A 17,797-nucleotide genomic window follows, 5' to 3' on the forward strand; every position below is an offset into this window, starting at 1 on the left:
TCACTTCACGGCTCCTGAGGTGAAGCCGTTGTAGATGAAGCGCTGCAGGAGCAGGAACACGACGAGGGTCGGCAGGATGACCAGGATGGCGCCCGCAGAGATGACTTCCCACTGGGCACCGAAGGGACCCTTGAACTTGAACAGGGAAGTGGAGATGGTCCCGAGCTCGGGGGACGGCATGTAGAGGAAGGGGATGAAGAAATCGTTGTAGATCGTGGTGCCCTTGATGATCACCACTGTGGCGATGGCCGGCTTGAGCAGCGGGAGGATGATCCGCCGGTAGATCGTGAAGGACTTCGCCCCGTCGAGACGGGCCGACTCGTCGAGTGACACCGGAATGCCGCGGATGAACTGCAGGAAGATGTACACCGAGATGATGTCAGTACCCATGTACAGGGCGATCGGAGCCCACCGCGAGTCGTAGATCCCGAAGAAGTTGACCACCTGGAATGTCGCGACCTGTGTGGTCACGCCCGGTACCAGGGTCGCCAGCAGGAACAGCAGCACCACAAGTCTCTTGAAGCGGAAGTCGAAACGGTCGATCGCGTACGCGGTCATGGACCCGATGAGTACGGTGCCCGTCAGCGACACCACGAGGATGAGCGTGGTGTTGCCGAAGGCCGTGAGCATCTTCCCCTCGGTGAACGCCGTCATGTAGTTGTCGAAGTTGAGCCAGTTGCCGGGAGGGGCGAGCGCTCCCTTGGTGGCGACCTCCGAAGGGGTCTTGAAGGAGGTCAGGAGGACGACCAGCAGCGGCAGCGCCATGGCCAGCGCCCCCACGATCAGGGACAGGTACTTGGCGGACACGGCACCGCCCGACACCAGCGACCGGGCCTTCGACGTCTTGTCGACGGTCATCGTCATATCAGGTCCACCTTTTCGTCCGGCACGAGCCGCCGTTGCACCCAGGTGACGGCGAGGATGATGACGAGGAGGACGACCGCGGCAGCCGACGCCAGTCCCACCTTGTTGAACTTGAAGGCGAGATCCACCGTCTGGATCACGAACGTCTTACTGCCATTGGCGCCACCGGTCATGATGTACGGGATCTCGAAGACCGAAAGGGAGCCGGAAATGGCCAGAATGAAGCTGAGACTGAGGATCGGCCTGATACTCGGAGCGATGATGTGGCGGAACTGCTGCCACTTGTTCGCACCGTCGAGCGAAGCGGCGTCGTAGAGCTGGTCCGGGATCGACTGGATCGCTCCGAGGAAGAGCACGAAGTTCAGACCGACGTACCTCCAGAGGGAGGTGAAGCTCAACGACGGGTTCACCAGATCCGGGTCCCCCAGCCAGTAGTTGCTGCTCTTTATGCCGACGATCTCCAGAACCGAGTCGAGGGTTCCGTCCGGCTTGAAGAAGTACAGGAAGATGAAACCGATGGCGACGCCGTTGATCAGGTGCGGGAAGAAGATCATTCCCTTGAAGAAGCCTCTGAACCTCACGTTGAAGCTGAGCACCGTGGCGAAATACAGAGCCACCGCCATCTGGAGCACCGCGCCGGCCATATAGAAGAGGCTGACGGTGAAGACTCCGAAGAGCTCGGGCCGGGTGAATATCTTGACGTAGTTCTCGGCACCCACCACATTTTTGTCGGGGCTGACGCCGTCCCAGTCCGTCACGCTGTAGTACAGCATGTTGACGACCGGAACGTAGGTGAAGACCAAGAGGAGAGCCAGCGGGACCGCCAGGTACAACCAGGCGACGGCTTCACGCTTCCGGGCGCGTCGTGCCGGCCGCGCTGGAGATCGAGGCGGTGCTGTCGGCACCGGCCGACCGAGTTCGGTCGGCCTGGTCACGCGTGATACGTGGGTCATGCCTGGCTTCTTCCTTTCCCGCCGACCGTCAGGGTGACGTGCCGAGACTCCGGGGAAATCGCTCGACGACGGTGAGGGCGGCGGCCCACGCGGGATGCGGACCGCCGGTTGACGTGTGCAGAGCGCGGCGGGGGAACCATGAGGGTCTCGCCCCGTGTCACAGACCCGCGCTGCCGAGCCCGTTCGACCACTTCTCGTTGAGGTCGCCGAAGATGTCCTGCAGATCCCCGTCCCCGGCGCCGCGGGCCACGTCGATGATCCGGCGCCGGTAGTCGGGCTTTCCGAGACCGACTTCCGCGGCCTGGTCGATCATGCCGACCTCGGCTGCCTTGCTCTGGTCCAGCTGGATGTACTTCACGCCGGCCTTCTCGTGGTCGGCCAGCGTCGCGGGCATCTCGGCGCCCTTCACGGTGGGGATCGCACCTTCCTTCTGCGCGAAGCCCGACTCTTCGGTGAACCACTTGATCCAGGCGTACGCCGCCGCCTTGTGCTCGGAGTGCACGTTGATGGCCTGCCGGGCGTCCGGGACGGTCACCGAGCAGAACTTTCCGTCCTTCCGCGCCGGGAACGGCAGGAAGCCGATGTCCTCCGGGTCACCGCCGGCCTTGGTCGCCGCGTCGCGCATCTGCGAAACGGCGAACGAGCCGAGCCACATCGCGCCGACCTTGCCGCCGCCCAGCAGGTTCTTGGAGTCCTCCCAGCTCGTGGTCGCGGGGTCGGGCTCGACGAGCTTCTGCGCGACCATGTCGTAGAGCATGGTGTCGACGATCTTGAGCGGCTCGCCCTCGTCCCACGGCTTCTTGGTGGTCGCCAGGTCGCGGTTGGCGCCGGTGTCACAGGTCGCGGAACCGAGTGCCTCGTACCAGGAACCGAGGGGCCAGCCGTCCTTGTAGTTCGTGTAGTACGGGATGGCGTCCGTCTTGTCCTTGATCGCCTTCAGGCCGGCGAGGAACTCCTGGGGTGTCGTCGGAGTGCTGGTGACGCCCGCCGCCGCCCAGACCTTCTTGTTGTAGACGAAGCCGTTCGCCGTGCCGAAGGGGGCCAGACCGTAAGTCTTGTCCTGGACGGTCGCGAAGTCCGTCCAGTTGTACTTCTGCGCCATCTCGCCCGAGGACCCGAGCGGCTCGAAGAACTTCGGGTAGTCGGACCGCTGGACCGACCCGGGGATGAGCAGCACATCACCGTAGTCGTCGGTGTTCATCCGTATCTTGACCTCACCTTCGTAATCGGTGATGGCCTGGAACTCGACCTTGACGTCGGGGTACTTCTTCTCGAAGGCCGCGGCGTATTTCTTGAGGTCCGTGTCGACGATGTCCGTCCGGTTCGTCAGCACCGTTATCTCACCGGACGGCTTTCCCGAGATCCCCGAGTCCGCGGAGCCTTCGTCACCGCCCCCGCATGCCGTCAGCACGAGCGGAAGGGCCATCAGGCCGAGCCAGCGGTTCTTCATCTGCATCACTTCCTTGTCGGGAGAGCCTCGGTGAACCGGTAAAGTAGGTTCGAGATCAAATGACTGTCAAGGGAAATTTCAGCAATGGGAGAAATTGCTCACGTCACGGTGTCGCGACGGTGCCGAAAATGGGCACACCGAATTGCCCGGCGGGCCGGCCAGTATTTCACCGGCCTGCCGAGAGAACGTCTGGACTGGCCCGGTCTACTTCTTGTACGCCGCGATCGAGTCGACCGTGATGGAATGAGCGCCCGTTGATTCGGAGTTGGATACCAGCAGAGACAGGGCCTCGATTCTCCTCACGTTCAGGTCGCCCTTCTCTCCCCATTCAGGATTCTTGAAATCGGTGAAAGGAATGGTGACCAAGCGGGCCTCCGTACCGGTCAGGGCGGTCTCCGCCTCCCAGAACAGGCCGTCGGCCTTGAACTGGACGATGAAGGTGTTGCCGCTGCCGTCCGGCACGACCCACAACCTGAGGCCGCCGGCACCGTTCCAGTTCGCCGGGTCGGAGTACGTCCTGCCGACGCCCGCATAGTTCGCGGCGTTCAGCTCGTACGAGAGCGTCATGGCCTTTCCGGCGCTGCCCCCGGTGGTGGCGAGGGCAGGGGTGATCGGGTCCCCGCCGGGGTTGCGCTTGTAGACCGCCTGGAGGTCCGCACTCGTGCCGTACCGCTCGAAGTCGTCCACCGCGTAGCCACTTTGCGGTACCGGGCGGGTACTGAAGGTCACGGGACCGCCGGTGACGGTTCGCTTCCCGACCCGGTTGTGGGCCGTGAGCTGCAGGTAGTACTTGGTGTCCGGTTCGAGGCCGGGCGGGTAGGAGTAGCTGTTCCTGGTCAGGCGGTCGGCGCTGAACACCGGATCGGACAGGTCCCCCTGGCGGGAGACCACCAGCGAGTAGTAGGCGACGTCCGCCGACTCCTGCCACGTGAAGTCGGTGTCGATCAGCACGTCCTCGCGGCCCGGTACCGGGCTCTCCAGGGAGAAGGCGCTCGGCAGAGCGGCGCCGGGCGAGTCGGTGGTGGCGGTGAACCGGGCGCCGAAGACGGCGGCCTTCGAACCGCTCGGCCAGACCAGCCGGACCTCGTCGGTCTTGCCCAGAGTCCCGGTCTTGACGGTGTACAGGTTCTTGCCCGTCTTACGGACCGTGGTGCGTGCCCCGGCCCAGGTGCCTCCCGCCGTCCTGGTCTCGACCTTCAGGGCCACCGTGGACGACGGCGACTCGACGTCGGCGCTGAAGCGGGTGATGTCCGTCCTCTTCCAGGCGACCGTCCCTCCCGCGCCGTCGGCCGGGGTGACCTTGACATTCCGGCCGGCCGGGGTCACCTGCAGTGCGCCCGTCCGGCCACTGGTGCGGCCGAACGTCTGCAGCGGGTCGGCGATCCATTCCTCGCTCTGGCTGACGCTCGCGTAGGCCGAGGTGGTCAGCTGCTTCCCGTCGGCGTCGACAGCGACGATCCGGTACCGGGCGGTGCCGTTCGGCGTCCCGGTGTCCATCCAGGGCGTGTCGTTGTCACTGACCGGGGACGGTGTCACCACCTTCCACTTTCCGCTTCCGGAATGCGCCCGTTGCACGAGGTACCCGTCGGCGCCCGCGGAACCGCGCCAGGTGACCGTGTTGTAGCCGCCCCGCTTCTCGATGCTCGTGATGAGGACCGAGTCGGGCTCGATGGGCGTGCCGCCGGCCGGGGAACTCATGGTGGATGCGAACGCGGAGATGGCCGCGACCTGCTCCCGCATTGCGGGGGTGTCGCCCGGCTGGTGCACCGTGAAGGTGTCGTTGTGCTGGACGTAGCCGCGCTCGTCGCCGCGCGGGAACAGCGACCACGCCAGCGCGCCGGTCACGTTCTTGTCCGCGGCCACCTCGTCGAGGAGCTCGGTCGACGCCGACGGAGCGCCGTACTCACCGGCCACGAAGACCTTCTTGGCGTCCGTGGTGGCCGTGGCGTCCTCGCTGATCTCCTCGGCGGTCGGCGGGTAGTAGTGACCCTGGACGATGTCGACGTGCGGCGACTGGAGGGTGTCCGGGTCGATACCGGCCGACGGGACCGTACCCGCGGTGACCAGGTGCTTCGGTGCCTTCTTGTGCAGGAAGGAGCCCATGGTGTCGATCCACGACCGGGGCATGTCCTTCAGCTCGTTGCCCAGCTCCCACGACATGATGGTCGGGTCGTCCCTCAGCCGCAGCCCGGTGTGGGGGTTCTCATGGTCGAGGATGTGCGAGACGTACTCCTGGAAGTCCTTGATGACCCCCGCGTCGGTGTAGAAGGCGTTCGGGTCGCTCAGGCCCCGCCACTTGGTGAACGTACTGCGCCCGCCGTGGTAGAAGGCGTAGTTGTCGCTCAGCGGAACGGTGAGCTTGAGACCGAGCCGGCCGGCCTCGGCGATCGCGTAGTCGATCGTGGCGAACGCCTTGGGGTTGAACACCCCCCGCTCCGGCTCGATGCTCAGCGGGTGGCCCACGGATATGCCCAGCGTGTGCGCGCGGACGACCGTCGAGTTGAGTGCCTTGGCCGAGCGCAGTCCGTCACGGATGCGGAAGAACGAGGGGTACGCCACTCCGCCGACGTTCTCGTCCAGCCCGAGGTAGTACAGGTTCACGCCGCCGAACCGGAACGGCTTTCCGCCCAGTTCGAGCCGGCCGTCCTGCCGGGTGACGAACTCACCTGCCGATTTCTCCTCAGCGGCCAGTGCGGGGAGCATGGTGAGTGCCGGCACCACGGCGAACACTGCGGCCACCGCGGCGACCCACGGTCCCCGTTGGAAGCGTGGGCGTCTTGCTCTTGCGCCTGTCACGGTGGTTCTCCACTTCTTTGTGGGGATGTGGTGTGGTGCTCCCGTCGACCGGGCCGCCGCTCCTTCGCACGGCGTCCCCGTCGACGGACGTTCAGCTCAGGGGGACGGCCGCGGGGCGCGGGCAGGTGCTCCCAACCGGCACGGAGGTTCCGGTCCGCGCGGACTCCAGGAGGGACTCCATGACATCGAGGACGTGGTAGGCGAGAGGGCCGGAAGCGCGCGGGTCCTCCGTCTTCGGCGTCCGCATCATGTCGGCGAGCCCGAAGCCGCGTGACGCGTCGCGGTAGCCCGCGGACGGGGTGAGCGTCTGCCATGCCTCGCCACCGAGCTCGAACAGCTTGACCTCACCGGAGAACCGGTTCGGATCGGGCACCGCCAGGGAGCCGGTGTCCCCGTGGACCTCGATGTGCGACGAGGCGGTGGCGACCGCGTCGAAGCTCATGACGATGGTGGACAGGGCCCCGGAGTCGTGCGTCAGGACACCCGTCACGTGGGTGTCTGTGGTGACCGGGATGGCCTCCCCCTTGCGTGGCCCGGAGGCGATGACCCGGGTCGCGCGCGACCGGCTGGACGTACCCGTGACGGAGGCCACAGGGCCGAGGAGCGTCACGAGGGACGTGATGTAGTACGGGCCCATGTCCAGCAGCGGGCCTCCGCCGGGCACGTAGTAGAAGTCGGGGTCCGGGTGCCACCGTTCGTGGCCCGGGACCATCATCGTCGCCGTCGCCGACAGCGGACGGCCGACACAGCCGTCGTCGAGGGCCCGACGGGCCGTCTGGATGCCGGTTCCCAGGACGGTGTCGGGAGCGCACCCGATCCGGACACCACGCTCGGACGCGGCCGACAGCACCTTCCTCGCCTCGGCGGTGGTGGCTGCCAGAGGCTTCTCGAGGTAGACGTCCTTGCCGCCCTCGATGGCCTGGTGCGCCACCTCGGCGTGGGCCGCGGGAATCGTCAGGTTGAGCACGACGTCCACGGCTTCGTGGGCGACCAGCTCCGGCACCGTGAGGACCTTCACGCCCGGGTGGGCGTCCGCGACGGCCCGGGCCCGCGCGGAGTCGAGGTCCGACACCGCGACGAGTTCGAGCTCGTCCAGGGATGCCAGCGTCGCGAGGTACTGGCGGGAGATCGCGCCGCAGCCGACGATTCCGACACCCCCGCGCGCGCTCACCGGCTCGCCCACAGCATGCCGCGCTCGACGACCGTACGCACGTTGCCGTCCTCCAGCACGTCGGGGCTGTGGCCGGGAGTGCAGACGAAGATCCGCCCGGCGCCCCAGAACCTGGTCCAGATCGCGGGACAGGTCACCGCCCGGCCCCACGGGTCGAAGTCACGCGCCGCCAGCGTGGTGGTGGCGAGAACGTCGCAATAGTCGTCGGTCAGTACCCAGTACTGCTCCGTATCGAGATCGAAGTCCTCGATCCCCGTGGTGATCGGGTGGTCCGCAGCGGCCGGCAGCATGGTGATCCGGTGCGGCAGGAAGTAGTCCGTCGAGTCCCCGCATCGGTCGTGCGGTGCCTTGCCGGGGTGGCTGGCGAACTGGCCGCCCACCAGGTGCAGATACTCGGAGCTCGCCCGGTACGAGTCGGCGATGCCGCCGTGCCAGCCGGCGAGACCCGTCCCGTTGCCCACGGCGTTCCTGAGGCCGGCCACCTCCTCGGGTGCTATCTCGCTCATGGTGACGCACTGGAGGACGAGGTCGACGCCGCTCATGTAGTCGGCGTCGGCGTAGACCTTCGGCGTGCTCTCGATCCGGATGTCGAAGTCGTGGTCCCGCAGGAAGGGGAGGAACAGATCCGTCGTCTCGACCGGTTTGTGTCCCTCCCAGCCGCCTCGGACCACGAGGGCCTGCTTGGGAGTTGTCTGACTCATCTCTGGTCCTGCCTCGCATTCGTCCGTGCCGGTACGTGCATGGCGTGCTGTGAGATGCGGCGGACCTGCCTAGCGATCGCAGCCGCCGTCCTTGTCCCGCCGCGAGTGGGGTCTGCTGAGGTCCTGCAGGCCCTTGTGGCGGTAGGGGTCCCGGCCGGCTACCAGGACGATGTCCCGGTAGTCCGCCGCGGCCATGTGCGTCCCCTCGGCCGGTTGCTTCCACGGCAGCAGGGACTCGGCACTCATGTAGTGGTTGACCAGCGCGCGGCGGTATCCGCGCCTGCCGGAGTTCTGCAGAGACCGGTGCAGCAGGTACCCGTTGAAGATGACGGCCGCTCCGGCGGGGACCTCCAGGGCCACGGCGTCCTCGTCGCGGTAGGGGAAGTCGTACGCCTCCGTGGTGCAGTCGAACCGCGGATCCGTCTGTTCCCTGGCCGGGTAGAGCACCCCGGGGCGGTGTGATCCGGGCAGGGCCCACAGGCAGCCGTTCTCGACCGTCGCGTCGTCGAGAGCGATCCACGCGGCGGTCAGCGACCGGTCCCGGGTGGGGATGAAGTACTCGTCCTGGTGCCAAGCCTGTCCGGGCTTGCTCTCGGACTTGATGAACAGCATGGACTGCATGGCCTTGACGTTCGAGCCGATCAGTCCGGTCAGCGCCGCGACCACGCGTGGATTCTTCATCGCTTGCATGGCCACGTCGGACACCTTGTGCGGGTAGTGAATGCACAGGAACTGGCGCAGCAAATCGTCCGTCGACTCCGTCCCGGTCAGCGGCCTGTCGGTGTCGATCGCGCCGTACTCACCCCGGCACAGTCGCTCGGCGTCCCTATTGATCTCGGCTACCTCGGTGGGGCTGAGGGCGTCGCCGAGGACCGCGAAGCCGTTCTCGCGGAAGTATTCGAACATTTCCGGCCCGGATTCCTTGAAGATCACCGGCCGGCGGCTCTGCTGGGCTGACCACGTCGCAGTCACGGGTGACGTCCCTTTCTGTGAAGCGTTGAGCCCCGAGATTCCCAGCCGTTGACTGTCGGTTCAATGTCGAGCAGCGACACAGTATTGTCTGATGGTGACATCGGAGGCATTGAGGGTGCGTGCTCATTCCCATGCGCAGGTGGCCGACTACCGACGTGGGGCCGTCTTCGGACCGCGGGTGCTCCAGGCGTACGAACTCGTGTGGCTGCTGGCCGGTTCGGCACGGTGGCGGACGGAGATGCTCGACGCCGACGGGGCCGTCCTGGGCGAGGAGGAGGTCGTGCTGCGCCCGGGAACGCTCGCCCTCGCCCGGCGCGGTGACCGGGAGTCCTACCACTGGGACGCCTCCCGGGAATCGAGTCACGCCTTCGTCCACTTCTCCTTGGACAGCCGCGGTCACCTCGGCCACGAGGCGAACTGGCCCAGGGTGCGGGACATGTCGGAGACACCGGTGCTGCAGGCCTTGTGCACCTATCTGCTCGATCTGGCGGGCCGGCAGTCGACGCGGAGCCGGTGCAGCAGTGACGCATCCGTGCAGCTGCTTCTCGACGTGTTCGTCGCGGAGCCGCTGTCCGAGGAGAGCCCGCAGATCTCCCCGATCGTCCGGGCGGCCGTCGAGTACGTGGCCGAGGTGTGGGCCGTGGCCGGTCCCTGCATCGTCGCCGTCGAGGAGATGGCCGCGGCCGCCACCGTCTCGACGGGGCATCTGCACCGGTTGTTCCGTGATTCCTATGCCTGCGGGCCGGCGCGCGCCTTCGAACTCGTCCGGCTGGCGCGCGCCGCGATGTCCCTGCAGCGCAGCAACCTGACGCTGGCCGAGATCGCCGCAGAGGCCGGCTTCAGCAGCCCCTATCACTTCTCGCGCCGGTTCGCCGAAACCTACGGGACTCCTCCGGGAGGCTTTCGGCGCACGCAGTCCGCGGTCGACGCGCTGTGGCCCGTACGCCAGGCCCGGCTGCTGCCGCTGGCACAGCTGTTGCCCTGACCGCCCTAACGCCGACGGGGGTCAGCGGGCGGCGGGAGGACGGCAGGAGCTGCGTTTGGTCAGGGAGGGCTCGACCCGGACGTGCTGCACCGGCGCACCGTCGCCGTCCAGCAGATCGAGCGCCAGCCGTGCGGCCTGCCGGCCGATGACGTGTGTGGCCGGTGAACAGGAGGTGAGGGCCGGGGTGGTCATCTGGGCTACCTCGTCCTCGTTGGTGACGATGGAGAGGTCGTCAGGAATACTCATTCCTCGCCTGCGCATCGCGTGCACCAACCCGAGCGTGGCCTGGTCGCAGTGGCTGACAACGGCCGTCACCTCCGCTTTCCGAATACGTCCGATCACTTCGTCGAGCACCCCTTGTGCGGGCGATCCGGTGAGCCGGGCGTCGACGACGGTCACCGCCCCGGCGCGTTCGAAACCCGCCCGCTCCGCTGCGCGCTCCCACACCCGGTCCAGGTCGACACCGATCTGACGGAGGCCGTGCGTGACGAGGGCGACGCGCTCGTGGCCCAGGGACCGCAGTTCCCGGCCGGCCCTCTCCCAGCCGGTCTCGTACGCGGTGCGTACGGACGACACGGTTCGCCCGTCCCGGGTAGCGGGGAGCTCACGTTCGAGCAGGACCACGGGTGCGGGCAGGCCGTAGAGCCATTCGTGGTCCCCGCCGGCGATCGACTCCTGATCGAAGGTCGGGGCGATGATGAGGCATTGCGCACCCGAGTCGAGCATCTGGTCGGCGATCCGCCGCTCGCTCTCCCGGTCGTACCCGGAGACCATCACCGACATGTCGAACCCCTGGCCGCTCAAGGTCTCCCGTGCGGCGTCCAGAATCGGCCAGTAGTAGTAGTCGGCCACGGGCACGATGACACCGACGCCTCCCCGGGTGCCGGCAGCAGGGGTGGCGCCGGTACCCTCCGGCGGACGCCTGGTGGCGCCGCCCCTCACGGCCGACACGAGGCCCTCGGCTTCCAGAGCGGCGATGTCCCTGCGGACGGTCATCCGCGATACCGAGAACTCCTCGGCCAGCACGGTCACGCTGACGAAGGACTGCTCTTCCAAAGCCGCCAGAATGTGTTCGCGACGCTGCGCCGAAAGCACGCGCACCTCCTCGATCAGTCACGGGTGTGGTCAGTGATGCAGCCGGTGGTGTGGTCAGTGATGCGGCCGGTGGTCCTGCTCCGAGGCGTGAAGCCCGGTGGCAGCAGGCCGGCACCGGGGCCTCGCCCGGGGAGCACGGCCGCACCCGTACGCGGGAGGACATCCGTCACCGGTAGTCCCGCCCGCGGACGCACACCGTGTCCGGGTCGGCTGCCGAGCTTCAGGTGCCCGTCCCCGAGCGTATGGTCCACCTCGAGCAGGGCGTCCTCGCCCGCGTCCAGGACCTCCAGTGCCAGGTGGTTGGGGAGGACTGCGGCCAGGTGCGCGATGACGTGTCCCGGGCAGTTGACGGTGGCGACGGGAAGGCCGAACCCGGCAGCCGTCTCGGCCACGCGCAGGGCGCCGCTGATACCTGTCGTCTGGATGCCGACCTGCACCACGTCGACGGCGCCGCCCAGCAGCAACGGGAGGAATTCGTCGACGAGATTGAGATTCTCCCCCGCCGCCACGGCCGCGTCGACGCCCGCCGAGACGCGGGCCAGGGCACGGACGTCGCGGCGCGGGCAGGGCTCCTCCACCCAGACGAGGGGATGCTCCTGCTCCAGCGCCCGGACCCACGGGATCGCGGTCTTGGCCGACCAGTACTCGTTGGCGTCGACCGCCAGCCGCACCGGCTTGCCGGACTCGGCGAGCGCCTGGGCGGCCAGCCGCAGACGCCGCAGGTCGTCCTCCCTGTCGCGGCCGACCTTGATCTTGCCGAAGCTGATGCCGTGCGTGCTCTGCCGCCGGTAGTACTCGACGAGTTCGGCGTCCCCCAGGGGCATCTCGATGCCACTGGCGTACACCGGCACCGATGACGCCGTCGCGCCGAGCGTGCGCCACAACGGCTCTGAGTTCGCCTGTGCCTTGAGATCCCACAGCGCGACGTCCAGGGCGGCGATCGCGACCCGGGTCATGCCGTTCACGCCGGCCTTGAAGGCCCGCCCGACCATGGCCTCCCACAACCCCCGGACGCCAGCGGGGTCCTTGCCGATCACGACGTCCGCGAACACCGGGAGCACACCGAGACATCCCGGCACCGCCACGGCGTACCCGACCAGGCCCTCGTCCGTGTCGAGAGCGATCACGAGCTGACGCTGGTGCCACTGCCCGACCGGATCGTTGGCGTCCCCGATCGGGCGGGTCAGCGTGAGAGGGTGCGCCTCGACACGCACCTGCGTCACCTTCACGGCGTGTCCACGCTCCCTGAGTACGCTCGCTCGGTGTCCGGCGAGTCCAGGTGCTCCTGCGCCGAGATGGTTCGCCCGCCGTCCACGACGAGGTCCTGGCCCGTGATGAAGCCCGCGTCCCGGGACAGGAGGAAGGCGACTGCCGCGGCGACCTCGTCGGGGGTGCCCAGGCGCCGCAAAGGTGTCCGCCGGCACGTGCGCTCCAGGAACCGCGCGTCACGCCGCTCCCACGCCGGTGTGTGAATCGCCCCGGGTACAACGGCGTTGACGCGGACGTCCGGAGCGTAGTCGACCGCGAGTTGACGCACGAGCGCCCCGATGGCCCCCTTGGCCGCCGCGTAGCCGGGGAAGTGGGGGAAACCCACCCGTGCGTGGATCGACGAGGTGATGACGAGTGAGCCACGGCACTCACGCAGCGCGCCCAGCGTCGCCCGGGCCCCGTAGAAGACGGAGTCGAGAGAGAGCTCCAGCTGCGCGGACCACTGCCGGTCCGAGAGCTCGTGCAGCGGGGCCGGTGTGTTCCGGCCCGCGTTGAGGTGCACGCCGTCGAGTCGGCCGAGGGCGTGCGGCACGGCCGCGACCACGCGCGACCAGTCGTCGGCCGAGGTGGCGTCCAAGGAGGTCGCCGCGGCGTCACCGCCCGCCGCCCGGACCTCCTCGGCGACGTGTTCCGCGAGGTCTTCCCGGAGGTCCGTGATGAGGAGCCGCGCTCCTTCCGCCCCCAGGCGCAGTGCGGTCGCCCGCCCGATCCCGGACCCGGCCGCGGTGAGCAGGAACCCCGAACCCGCGAAGCGACGGCACCCGGGATCCCGTCCCGGACCGTGCTCATCGTCGTGCACGCTGCACTCCTCACTCACTCCTGCATGTTCATTTCTGTGCTCAGCGTACACATTGACACATGGGTGTGACTGCCCCGAGGGCTTGCGGTCAATAACTGCTGGCCCATTTGGCCTGTTTCCCTACGCCTCCTCACTGGTCGGCAGAAGACCCATTGTTTCCATTGCTCAGAAAGAATCATCTCGATACAGTTCGCGACATCCATTCGAGACCGAGGGTGCCTCACTCATGAAGATCAGCTCCATCGAGACCAGGGTCGTCGGGGCGCAGACGCCCGGGTCCGTACTCAGTGACCGCAACTACGTCTTCGTCCTGGTGCACACGGACGAAGGCCTGACCGGGCTGGGCGAGGCCACACTCGAGGGCCATGACCGCAGCGTCCGGGCCGCCATCGAGGAGATGGCCGACCTCGTCGTGGGTGAGGACCCGACGCGGATCGAGTACCTCACCCAGGTCATGACACGCCAGATGTTCTGGCGCGGCGGTGTCATCAAGGGAACCGCCGTGGCCGGCGTCGAGCTCGCCCTGTGGGACATCGTGGGCAAGAGCGCCGGTCTGCCGGTCCACCAGCTGGTCGGCGGAGCGGTGCGGGACAGGATCCGCGTGTACACCAACGGCTGGTCGGTGGGATCCACCGACCCCGTCGAACTGCGGGACCGCGCCCAGGCCGCCGTGGCCGCCGGCCACCGCGCCTTCAAGTTCAGCCTGGTCCTGCCCTCCTGGCCGCTGCGCGACGCCGAACTGCTGCGCTCCGTCGCCACGGCCGCCGCCGCCGTCCGGGAGGCGGTGGGTCCCGATGCCCCGCTGATGTTCGACGGACATGGCCGCTACGACGCCGACCAGGCCATCGCGATCGGCCGCGTCCTGGAGGATGTCCGCGTCTACTTCTACGAGGAGCCCGTACAGCCGGGGCGGCTCGGCGACATGGCCCGCGTCGCTCAGGCACTCGACCTCACCATCGCCGCCGGCGAGCGACTGGCGTCGAAGGAGGAGTTCGTCCCGTTGCTGAGCAACGGTGCAGTCTCCGTCGTGCAGCCCGACCTCGCACACTGCCACGGATTCGGCGAGGGTATGAAGATCGCGCAGCTGGCGGACGCGTTCGGCGCCTGGATCGCTCCGCACGGTCCCATGAGCCCGGTCCTGACCGCCATCTCCACTCACCTGGACGCGGTCGCTCCGAACTTCCTCATCCAGGAGAGGCTCCACCTCGACGACTGGCGGGAGAACGTCATCCGCACACCACTGAAGGTCGAGGACGGCTTCCTGCCGCTGCCCACCGGCCCCGGCTGGGGCATCGAACTGGACGACGACATCTGCTCCGCCCACCCACGCGTCAGCGTGCAGGTCCCGCGGCTCTTCCGTGCCGACAGCAGCGTCGCCGACTGGTGACGGCCGGCCGATTGGCGACTGCCCCGGTCCGCGCCTCCAGCGTCCTACACAAAGGTAGAGGGATCCAGTGACAACCTTCGACATCGAGCTCTACGTCAGCCCCGGGGACGGCTCCGCCGGCGGCGACGGAAGCAGTGAACGCCCCCTGGCCGGCCTGGAGGCGGCTCGCGACGAGCTGCGTGCCCGGCGGACTCCCGGCCAGAGCGCCTTGGTCCACGTGGCCGCCGGGCACTACCGGCTGGAGACGCCGCTGACCTTCGAGCCCTCGGACTCCGCCACCACCTATCTGGCGGACGGCCACGACGTGCGCGTCGAAGGCGGCCTCGTCCTGCGGGACTGGACCGAGGTACCGGTGGGGGACGCGGTCCTGTGGGCCGCGGACACACCGGCCGACCGGCACATTCGCTCCCTCTTCGTCGACGGTGAGCGACGCGCCCGCACCCGCCGCCCGCGCGAGGGCCTCTTCCGGGTCGCCCACCAGGACGGCCTGGACCTCATGCGCGGTTCGCACGAGACGCAGTACCAGGGCTCCGACACCTTCGGTTTCACCCCGGGAGACATCGAGGCGTACGACGCCCTCCGCGACGTGGAGGTCGTTATTCCGCACTACTGGATCCAGGAACGGCTGCCCATCGCCGAGGTCGACCTGGAAACCTCCACCGTGCGGTGCGCCAGGCGCAGTGTCTTCGCCCTGCGCGACGACATCTCGGGATCGTTCGCCAACTACTACCTGGAGAACGTACGGGAAGCGCTCGGCGAGGTCGCGGGAGAGTGGTACTACGACCGAGCGGCCCACCGCGTTCTCTACGTGCCCCGGCCGGGCGAACGCAGGGAGACCTTCACCGCCACGGTGCCCGTCCTCGACGAACTGCTGCTGGTGCAGGGCGAAGAGGGCCGTCCCGTCACGGATCTCCACTTCGAGGGCTTCACGTTCGCCTATACCGACTGGAGCCTGCAGCGGCGCACCCTGTCGGACAGCCCCGGGCGGCTTTCCGACCAGATCGCCTACGGGTCCGCCCCGCAGGCGGCCACCGACGTCACGGGTGCGCTGGAGTTCCGCCACACCACCGACAGCTCCCTGGTGAACTGCGTCGTCGAGCATGTCGGGGGCCACGCCGTCTCGCTGGAGGCCGGCAGCTCCCGCATCGCCGTCACCCACAACACCCTGCGCGACCTCGGGGGCGGTGGCATCGCCGTCACGGGTGTGGCGTCGGAAGCCGCCGGACTCAGTCGGGACAACGTCCTGACGGACAACGAGATCGTCACCGGCGGGAGGGTCTTCCCCGCCGCCGTCGGCATCCTGGTGCGCCATTCGGCGGGCAACACCATCAGCCACAACCACATCCACGACCTGCACTACAGCGGCATCTCCTGCGGATGGACCTGGGGCTACCGCGACGGCGTGGCTCGTGACAACGTTATCGAGTACAACCACATCCACGACATCGGCCACGGCACGATGAGTGACATGGGCGGCGTCTATCTGCTGGGCGTCCAGCCGGGCACCGTCGTCCGGCGGAATCTCATCCACGGTATCCAGTGCGCCAACTACGGGGGCTGGTGCGTCTATCTCGACGAGGGGAGTTCGCACATCGTCGTGGAGGAGAACGTCTGCTTCGACGCGTCGACCCAGTGCCTGCACCAGCACTACGGGCGCGAGAACACCATCCGCAACAACGTCTTCGCCTTCGGTGCCCGGGGACTGATCGCCGTGACCCGGGCCGAGGAGCATGTCTCCTTCACCCTGGAGCGCAACGTCCTGGTCAGCGCCGGTGTGCCGGCGATCGTCGGCGGAACCGGCGCCGCCCACCCGTACGACGTGCGACTGATCTCCGATCTGAACCTGTTCTGGGACACCAGGGCGGACACGGCGATGAGCGGCGAGGGACGGGTCGACGCCACCGCGCCCGACGAAGTCCTCACCCCGCTCTCCGACGACGCGTGGCGTGCCCAGGGTCACGACCGGCACTCCGTGATCGGCGACGTGGGCCTTGTCCTGCCCGGTCCGGACCAGGCGGGCGGGCCGTCGGTGTCGCGGGAGCGGGCGGCGGAGATCGGCTTCGTCATGCCGGACCTGACCGGGGTCGGACCGCGCTCGCGGCCGGGGAAGCAGTGACGCGGCGGCAGCCGAAACGGACCGGTGGAGGGGCGGCAGGCATGAAGAGGCTCAAGGGCAAGGTCGCGGTCGTCACCGGCGCGGTGAGCGGGATCGGCCGCGCCACGGCCAGGGCACTGGGCGAGCAGGGGTGCTCCGTGCTGATCCACGGCCCCACTCAGGACGACGCCGGCGCGGTGGCCGAACTGACCGGCCGCGGCTTCGACGTCGCCTACGCCGGGCAGGACCTGACCGATCCGGTGCCCGGCGCCCGGCACATCGTCCAAGCGGCGACCAGCCGTTGGGGGCGGATCGACATCCTGGTGAGCAACGCGGCCGCGATGCTCCACCGCCCGCTTGACGCCGTCACGGGGGCCCAGTGGGACACCGTGATGGCCGTGAACGTGAAGGCTCCCTTCTTCCTGGTCCAAGCCGCCCGGCGGGAGCTCACGAGGACACAGGGGTGCGTGATCCTGGTGAGCTCCACCAACGCGCTGGGCGTGCAGCGGAACAACCTCGTCTACGACACCAGCAAGGCGGCTCTCAACCACCTGGCCATGGGACTGGCGCTCGAGCTGCGGGACGACGGGGTACGGGTCAACGCGCTGATGCCCGGCGGGACCCGCTCCCCGTTGTTGGAGCGCTGGCAGGAGGAGGCGTCCGGCAGCAGGGAAGGTGCCCGGCAGATGATGGAGGCCGGCGAACGCCGGGGCAGTATCGCGGAACCCGAGTGGATCGCGGACGCGGCCGTCGCCCTCGCCTCGGGGGAAATGAACTGGGTCAACGGCGCGGTCATCCCCGTCGACGGCGGTTTCCGACTCGGCAGGTAGCCTGTCGGGCCGCTCTCTCGGCGACCCGTCGAAGCGTCCGGGAACCGGTGGCAGCGCGCCGGCGCGGGGCCGCTGCCATTGTTTCCTGGTGTTTGTCCGCGGTGTGGGGTGTGTGGGTGTTCAGGGTGTTTGCCAGCTGTGTGGGGGGTGGAAGGGGTGGGGGTGCCAGGTGGTGGTGTGGGGGGTGGGGGTGTGCGCCTGTGTGTCGGAGCCGGCTTGGGTGGCGCGGGTGAGGAGGAGGGCCGTGAGGGCGGCGAGTTCTTCGTGGGTGGCGTGGCCCTTTTCGATGCGGATGGGGGGTGGGGGGGTGGGCATGGGGTCTCCGTTGCTGTGGGGGTGGGTGGTGGGTGGTGGGGTTATTGTGGGGGGTTGCCGTGTTTGCGGGTGGGGTGGTCGGCGTGTTTGGTGCGGAGCATGGTGAGTGAGTCGA

Annotated in this window: 15 protein-coding genes; 4 read left to right on the plus strand and 11 right to left on the minus strand. The window is 68.1% G+C overall.

What is annotated here, in order from left to right; genetic code table 11:
- From ACFYWG_RS10995 to ACFYWG_RS11025, 7 genes are all read right to left on the minus strand, one after another.
- On the minus strand, positions 1–858 hold the full coding sequence (locus ACFYWG_RS10995) for a carbohydrate ABC transporter permease (RefSeq protein WP_383505433.1): 858 nt from the start codon (positions 856–858) through the stop codon (positions 1–3).
- A 2-nt stretch (positions 859–860) separates the two neighbouring features.
- Positions 861–1,817 (minus strand): carbohydrate ABC transporter permease, encoded by a 957-nt coding sequence (locus ACFYWG_RS11000; protein WP_389200693.1) that lies wholly within the window; start codon positions 1,815–1,817, stop codon positions 861–863.
- A gap of 157 nt (positions 1,818–1,974) precedes the next feature.
- Positions 1,975–3,267 (minus strand): ABC transporter substrate-binding protein, encoded by a 1,293-nt coding sequence (locus tag ACFYWG_RS11005; protein WP_383505396.1) that lies wholly within the window; start codon positions 3,265–3,267, stop codon positions 1,975–1,977.
- 204 nt (positions 3,268–3,471) lie between these two features.
- The gene (locus tag ACFYWG_RS11010; RefSeq protein WP_389200695.1) at positions 3,472–6,006 is read right to left on the minus strand and encodes a carbohydrate binding domain-containing protein; all 2,535 of its coding nucleotides are present in this window, start codon (positions 6,004–6,006) and stop codon (positions 3,472–3,474) included.
- Positions 6,007–6,154: 148 nt separating this feature from the next.
- Complete coding sequence (locus ACFYWG_RS11015) at positions 6,155–7,234, minus strand: Gfo/Idh/MocA family protein (protein WP_389200697.1); 1,080 nt, start codon at positions 7,232–7,234, stop codon at positions 6,155–6,157.
- Complete coding sequence (locus tag ACFYWG_RS11020; protein WP_389200699.1) at positions 7,231–7,935, minus strand: ThuA domain-containing protein; 705 nt, start codon at positions 7,933–7,935, stop codon at positions 7,231–7,233. Before ACFYWG_RS11020 ends, ACFYWG_RS11015 begins: the two co-directional genes overlap by 4 nt.
- A gap of 69 nt (positions 7,936–8,004) precedes the next feature.
- The gene (locus ACFYWG_RS11025) at positions 8,005–8,841 is read right to left on the minus strand and encodes a phytanoyl-CoA dioxygenase family protein (protein ID WP_389200701.1); all 837 of its coding nucleotides are present in this window, start codon (positions 8,839–8,841) and stop codon (positions 8,005–8,007) included.
- 205 nt (positions 8,842–9,046) lie between these two features.
- On the opposite strand from ACFYWG_RS11025, the gene ACFYWG_RS11030 reads away from it, so the two are divergent.
- Positions 9,047–9,892 (plus strand): helix-turn-helix transcriptional regulator, encoded by an 846-nt coding sequence (locus ACFYWG_RS11030; RefSeq protein WP_389200703.1) that lies wholly within the window; start codon positions 9,047–9,049, stop codon positions 9,890–9,892.
- 21 nt (positions 9,893–9,913) lie between these two features.
- On the opposite strand, the gene ACFYWG_RS11035 is transcribed toward ACFYWG_RS11030, so the two are convergent.
- Genes ACFYWG_RS11035 through ACFYWG_RS11045 form a run of 3 tightly spaced genes read right to left on the minus strand, consistent with a single transcriptional unit; the run spans position 9,914 to position 13,055 of the window.
- Positions 9,914–10,993, minus strand: a complete 1,080-nt coding sequence (locus tag ACFYWG_RS11035; protein WP_389200705.1) for a substrate-binding domain-containing protein — start codon at positions 10,991–10,993, stop codon at positions 9,914–9,916.
- An 8-nt stretch (positions 10,994–11,001) separates the two neighbouring features.
- Positions 11,002–12,216: a mandelate racemase/muconate lactonizing enzyme family protein gene (locus ACFYWG_RS11040; RefSeq protein WP_389200707.1), complete on the minus strand. Its 1,215-nt coding sequence runs from the start codon at positions 12,214–12,216 to the stop codon at positions 11,002–11,004.
- The gene (locus ACFYWG_RS11045; RefSeq protein WP_383505420.1) at positions 12,213–13,055 is read right to left on the minus strand and encodes an SDR family NAD(P)-dependent oxidoreductase; all 843 of its coding nucleotides are present in this window, start codon (positions 13,053–13,055) and stop codon (positions 12,213–12,215) included. The genes ACFYWG_RS11040 and ACFYWG_RS11045 overlap by 4 nt, the downstream gene beginning before the upstream one ends.
- A gap of 226 nt (positions 13,056–13,281) precedes the next feature.
- Between ACFYWG_RS11045 and ACFYWG_RS11050 the strand changes: the two genes are divergently transcribed.
- The 3 genes from ACFYWG_RS11050 (at position 13,282) to ACFYWG_RS11060 (ending at position 17,367) form a co-directional block, all read left to right on the plus strand.
- Positions 13,282–14,442 carry a mandelate racemase/muconate lactonizing enzyme family protein gene (locus ACFYWG_RS11050; protein ID WP_389200710.1) on the plus strand — a complete coding sequence of 387 codons (1,161 nt, stop codon included), beginning with the start codon at positions 13,282–13,284 and terminating at the stop codon, positions 14,440–14,442.
- A 67-nt stretch (positions 14,443–14,509) separates the two neighbouring features.
- A complete protein-coding gene (locus ACFYWG_RS11055) occupies positions 14,510–16,558 on the plus strand; it encodes a right-handed parallel beta-helix repeat-containing protein (protein ID WP_389200712.1) in 2,049 nt (682 codons plus the stop codon).
- 41 nt (positions 16,559–16,599) lie between these two features.
- On the plus strand, positions 16,600–17,367 hold the full coding sequence (locus tag ACFYWG_RS11060; RefSeq protein ID WP_389200714.1) for an SDR family NAD(P)-dependent oxidoreductase: 768 nt from the start codon (positions 16,600–16,602) through the stop codon (positions 17,365–17,367).
- Between the two features lie 120 nt (positions 17,368–17,487).
- On the opposite strand, the gene ACFYWG_RS11065 is transcribed toward ACFYWG_RS11060, so the two are convergent.
- Positions 17,488–17,682, minus strand: coding sequence for an acyl-CoA carboxylase epsilon subunit (locus tag ACFYWG_RS11065; RefSeq protein ID WP_389200716.1), 195 nt, complete (start codon positions 17,680–17,682; stop codon positions 17,488–17,490).
- Between the last annotated feature and the right edge of the window lie 115 nt (positions 17,683–17,797).

The sequence above is a fragment of the Streptomyces sp. NPDC003456 genome, assembly GCF_042878735.1.
GTDB lineage: Bacteria > Actinomycetota > Actinomycetes > Streptomycetales > Streptomycetaceae > Streptomyces.

What these genes read in the sequence shown, in the direction of transcription:
- ACFYWG_RS10995 (WP_383505433.1), bottom strand. Translation starts at nt 858, where the DNA reads ATGACCGTCGACAAGACGTCGAAGGCCCGGTCGCTGGTGTCGGGCGGT.
- ACFYWG_RS11000 (WP_389200693.1), bottom strand. Translation starts at nt 1,817, where the DNA reads ATGACCCACGTATCACGCGTGACCAGGCCGACCGAACTCGGTCGGCCG.
- ACFYWG_RS11005 (WP_383505396.1), bottom strand. Translation starts at nt 3,267, where the DNA reads ATGAAGAACCGCTGGCTCGGCCTGATGGCCCTTCCGCTCGTGCTGACG.
- ACFYWG_RS11020 (WP_389200699.1), bottom strand. Translation starts at nt 7,935, where the DNA reads ATGAGTCAGACAACTCCCAAGCAGGCCCTCGTGGTCCGAGGCGGCTGG.
- ACFYWG_RS11025 (WP_389200701.1), bottom strand. Translation starts at nt 8,841, where the DNA reads ATGTTCGAATACTTCCGCGAGAACGGCTTCGCGGTCCTCGGCGACGCC.
- ACFYWG_RS11050 (WP_389200710.1), top strand. Translation starts at nt 13,282, where the DNA reads ATGAAGATCAGCTCCATCGAGACCAGGGTCGTCGGGGCGCAGACGCCC.
- ACFYWG_RS11060 (WP_389200714.1), top strand. Translation starts at nt 16,600, where the DNA reads ATGAAGAGGCTCAAGGGCAAGGTCGCGGTCGTCACCGGCGCGGTGAGC.
- ACFYWG_RS11065 (WP_389200716.1), bottom strand. Translation starts at nt 17,682, where the DNA reads ATGCCCACCCCCCCACCCCCCATCCGCATCGAAAAGGGCCACGCCACC.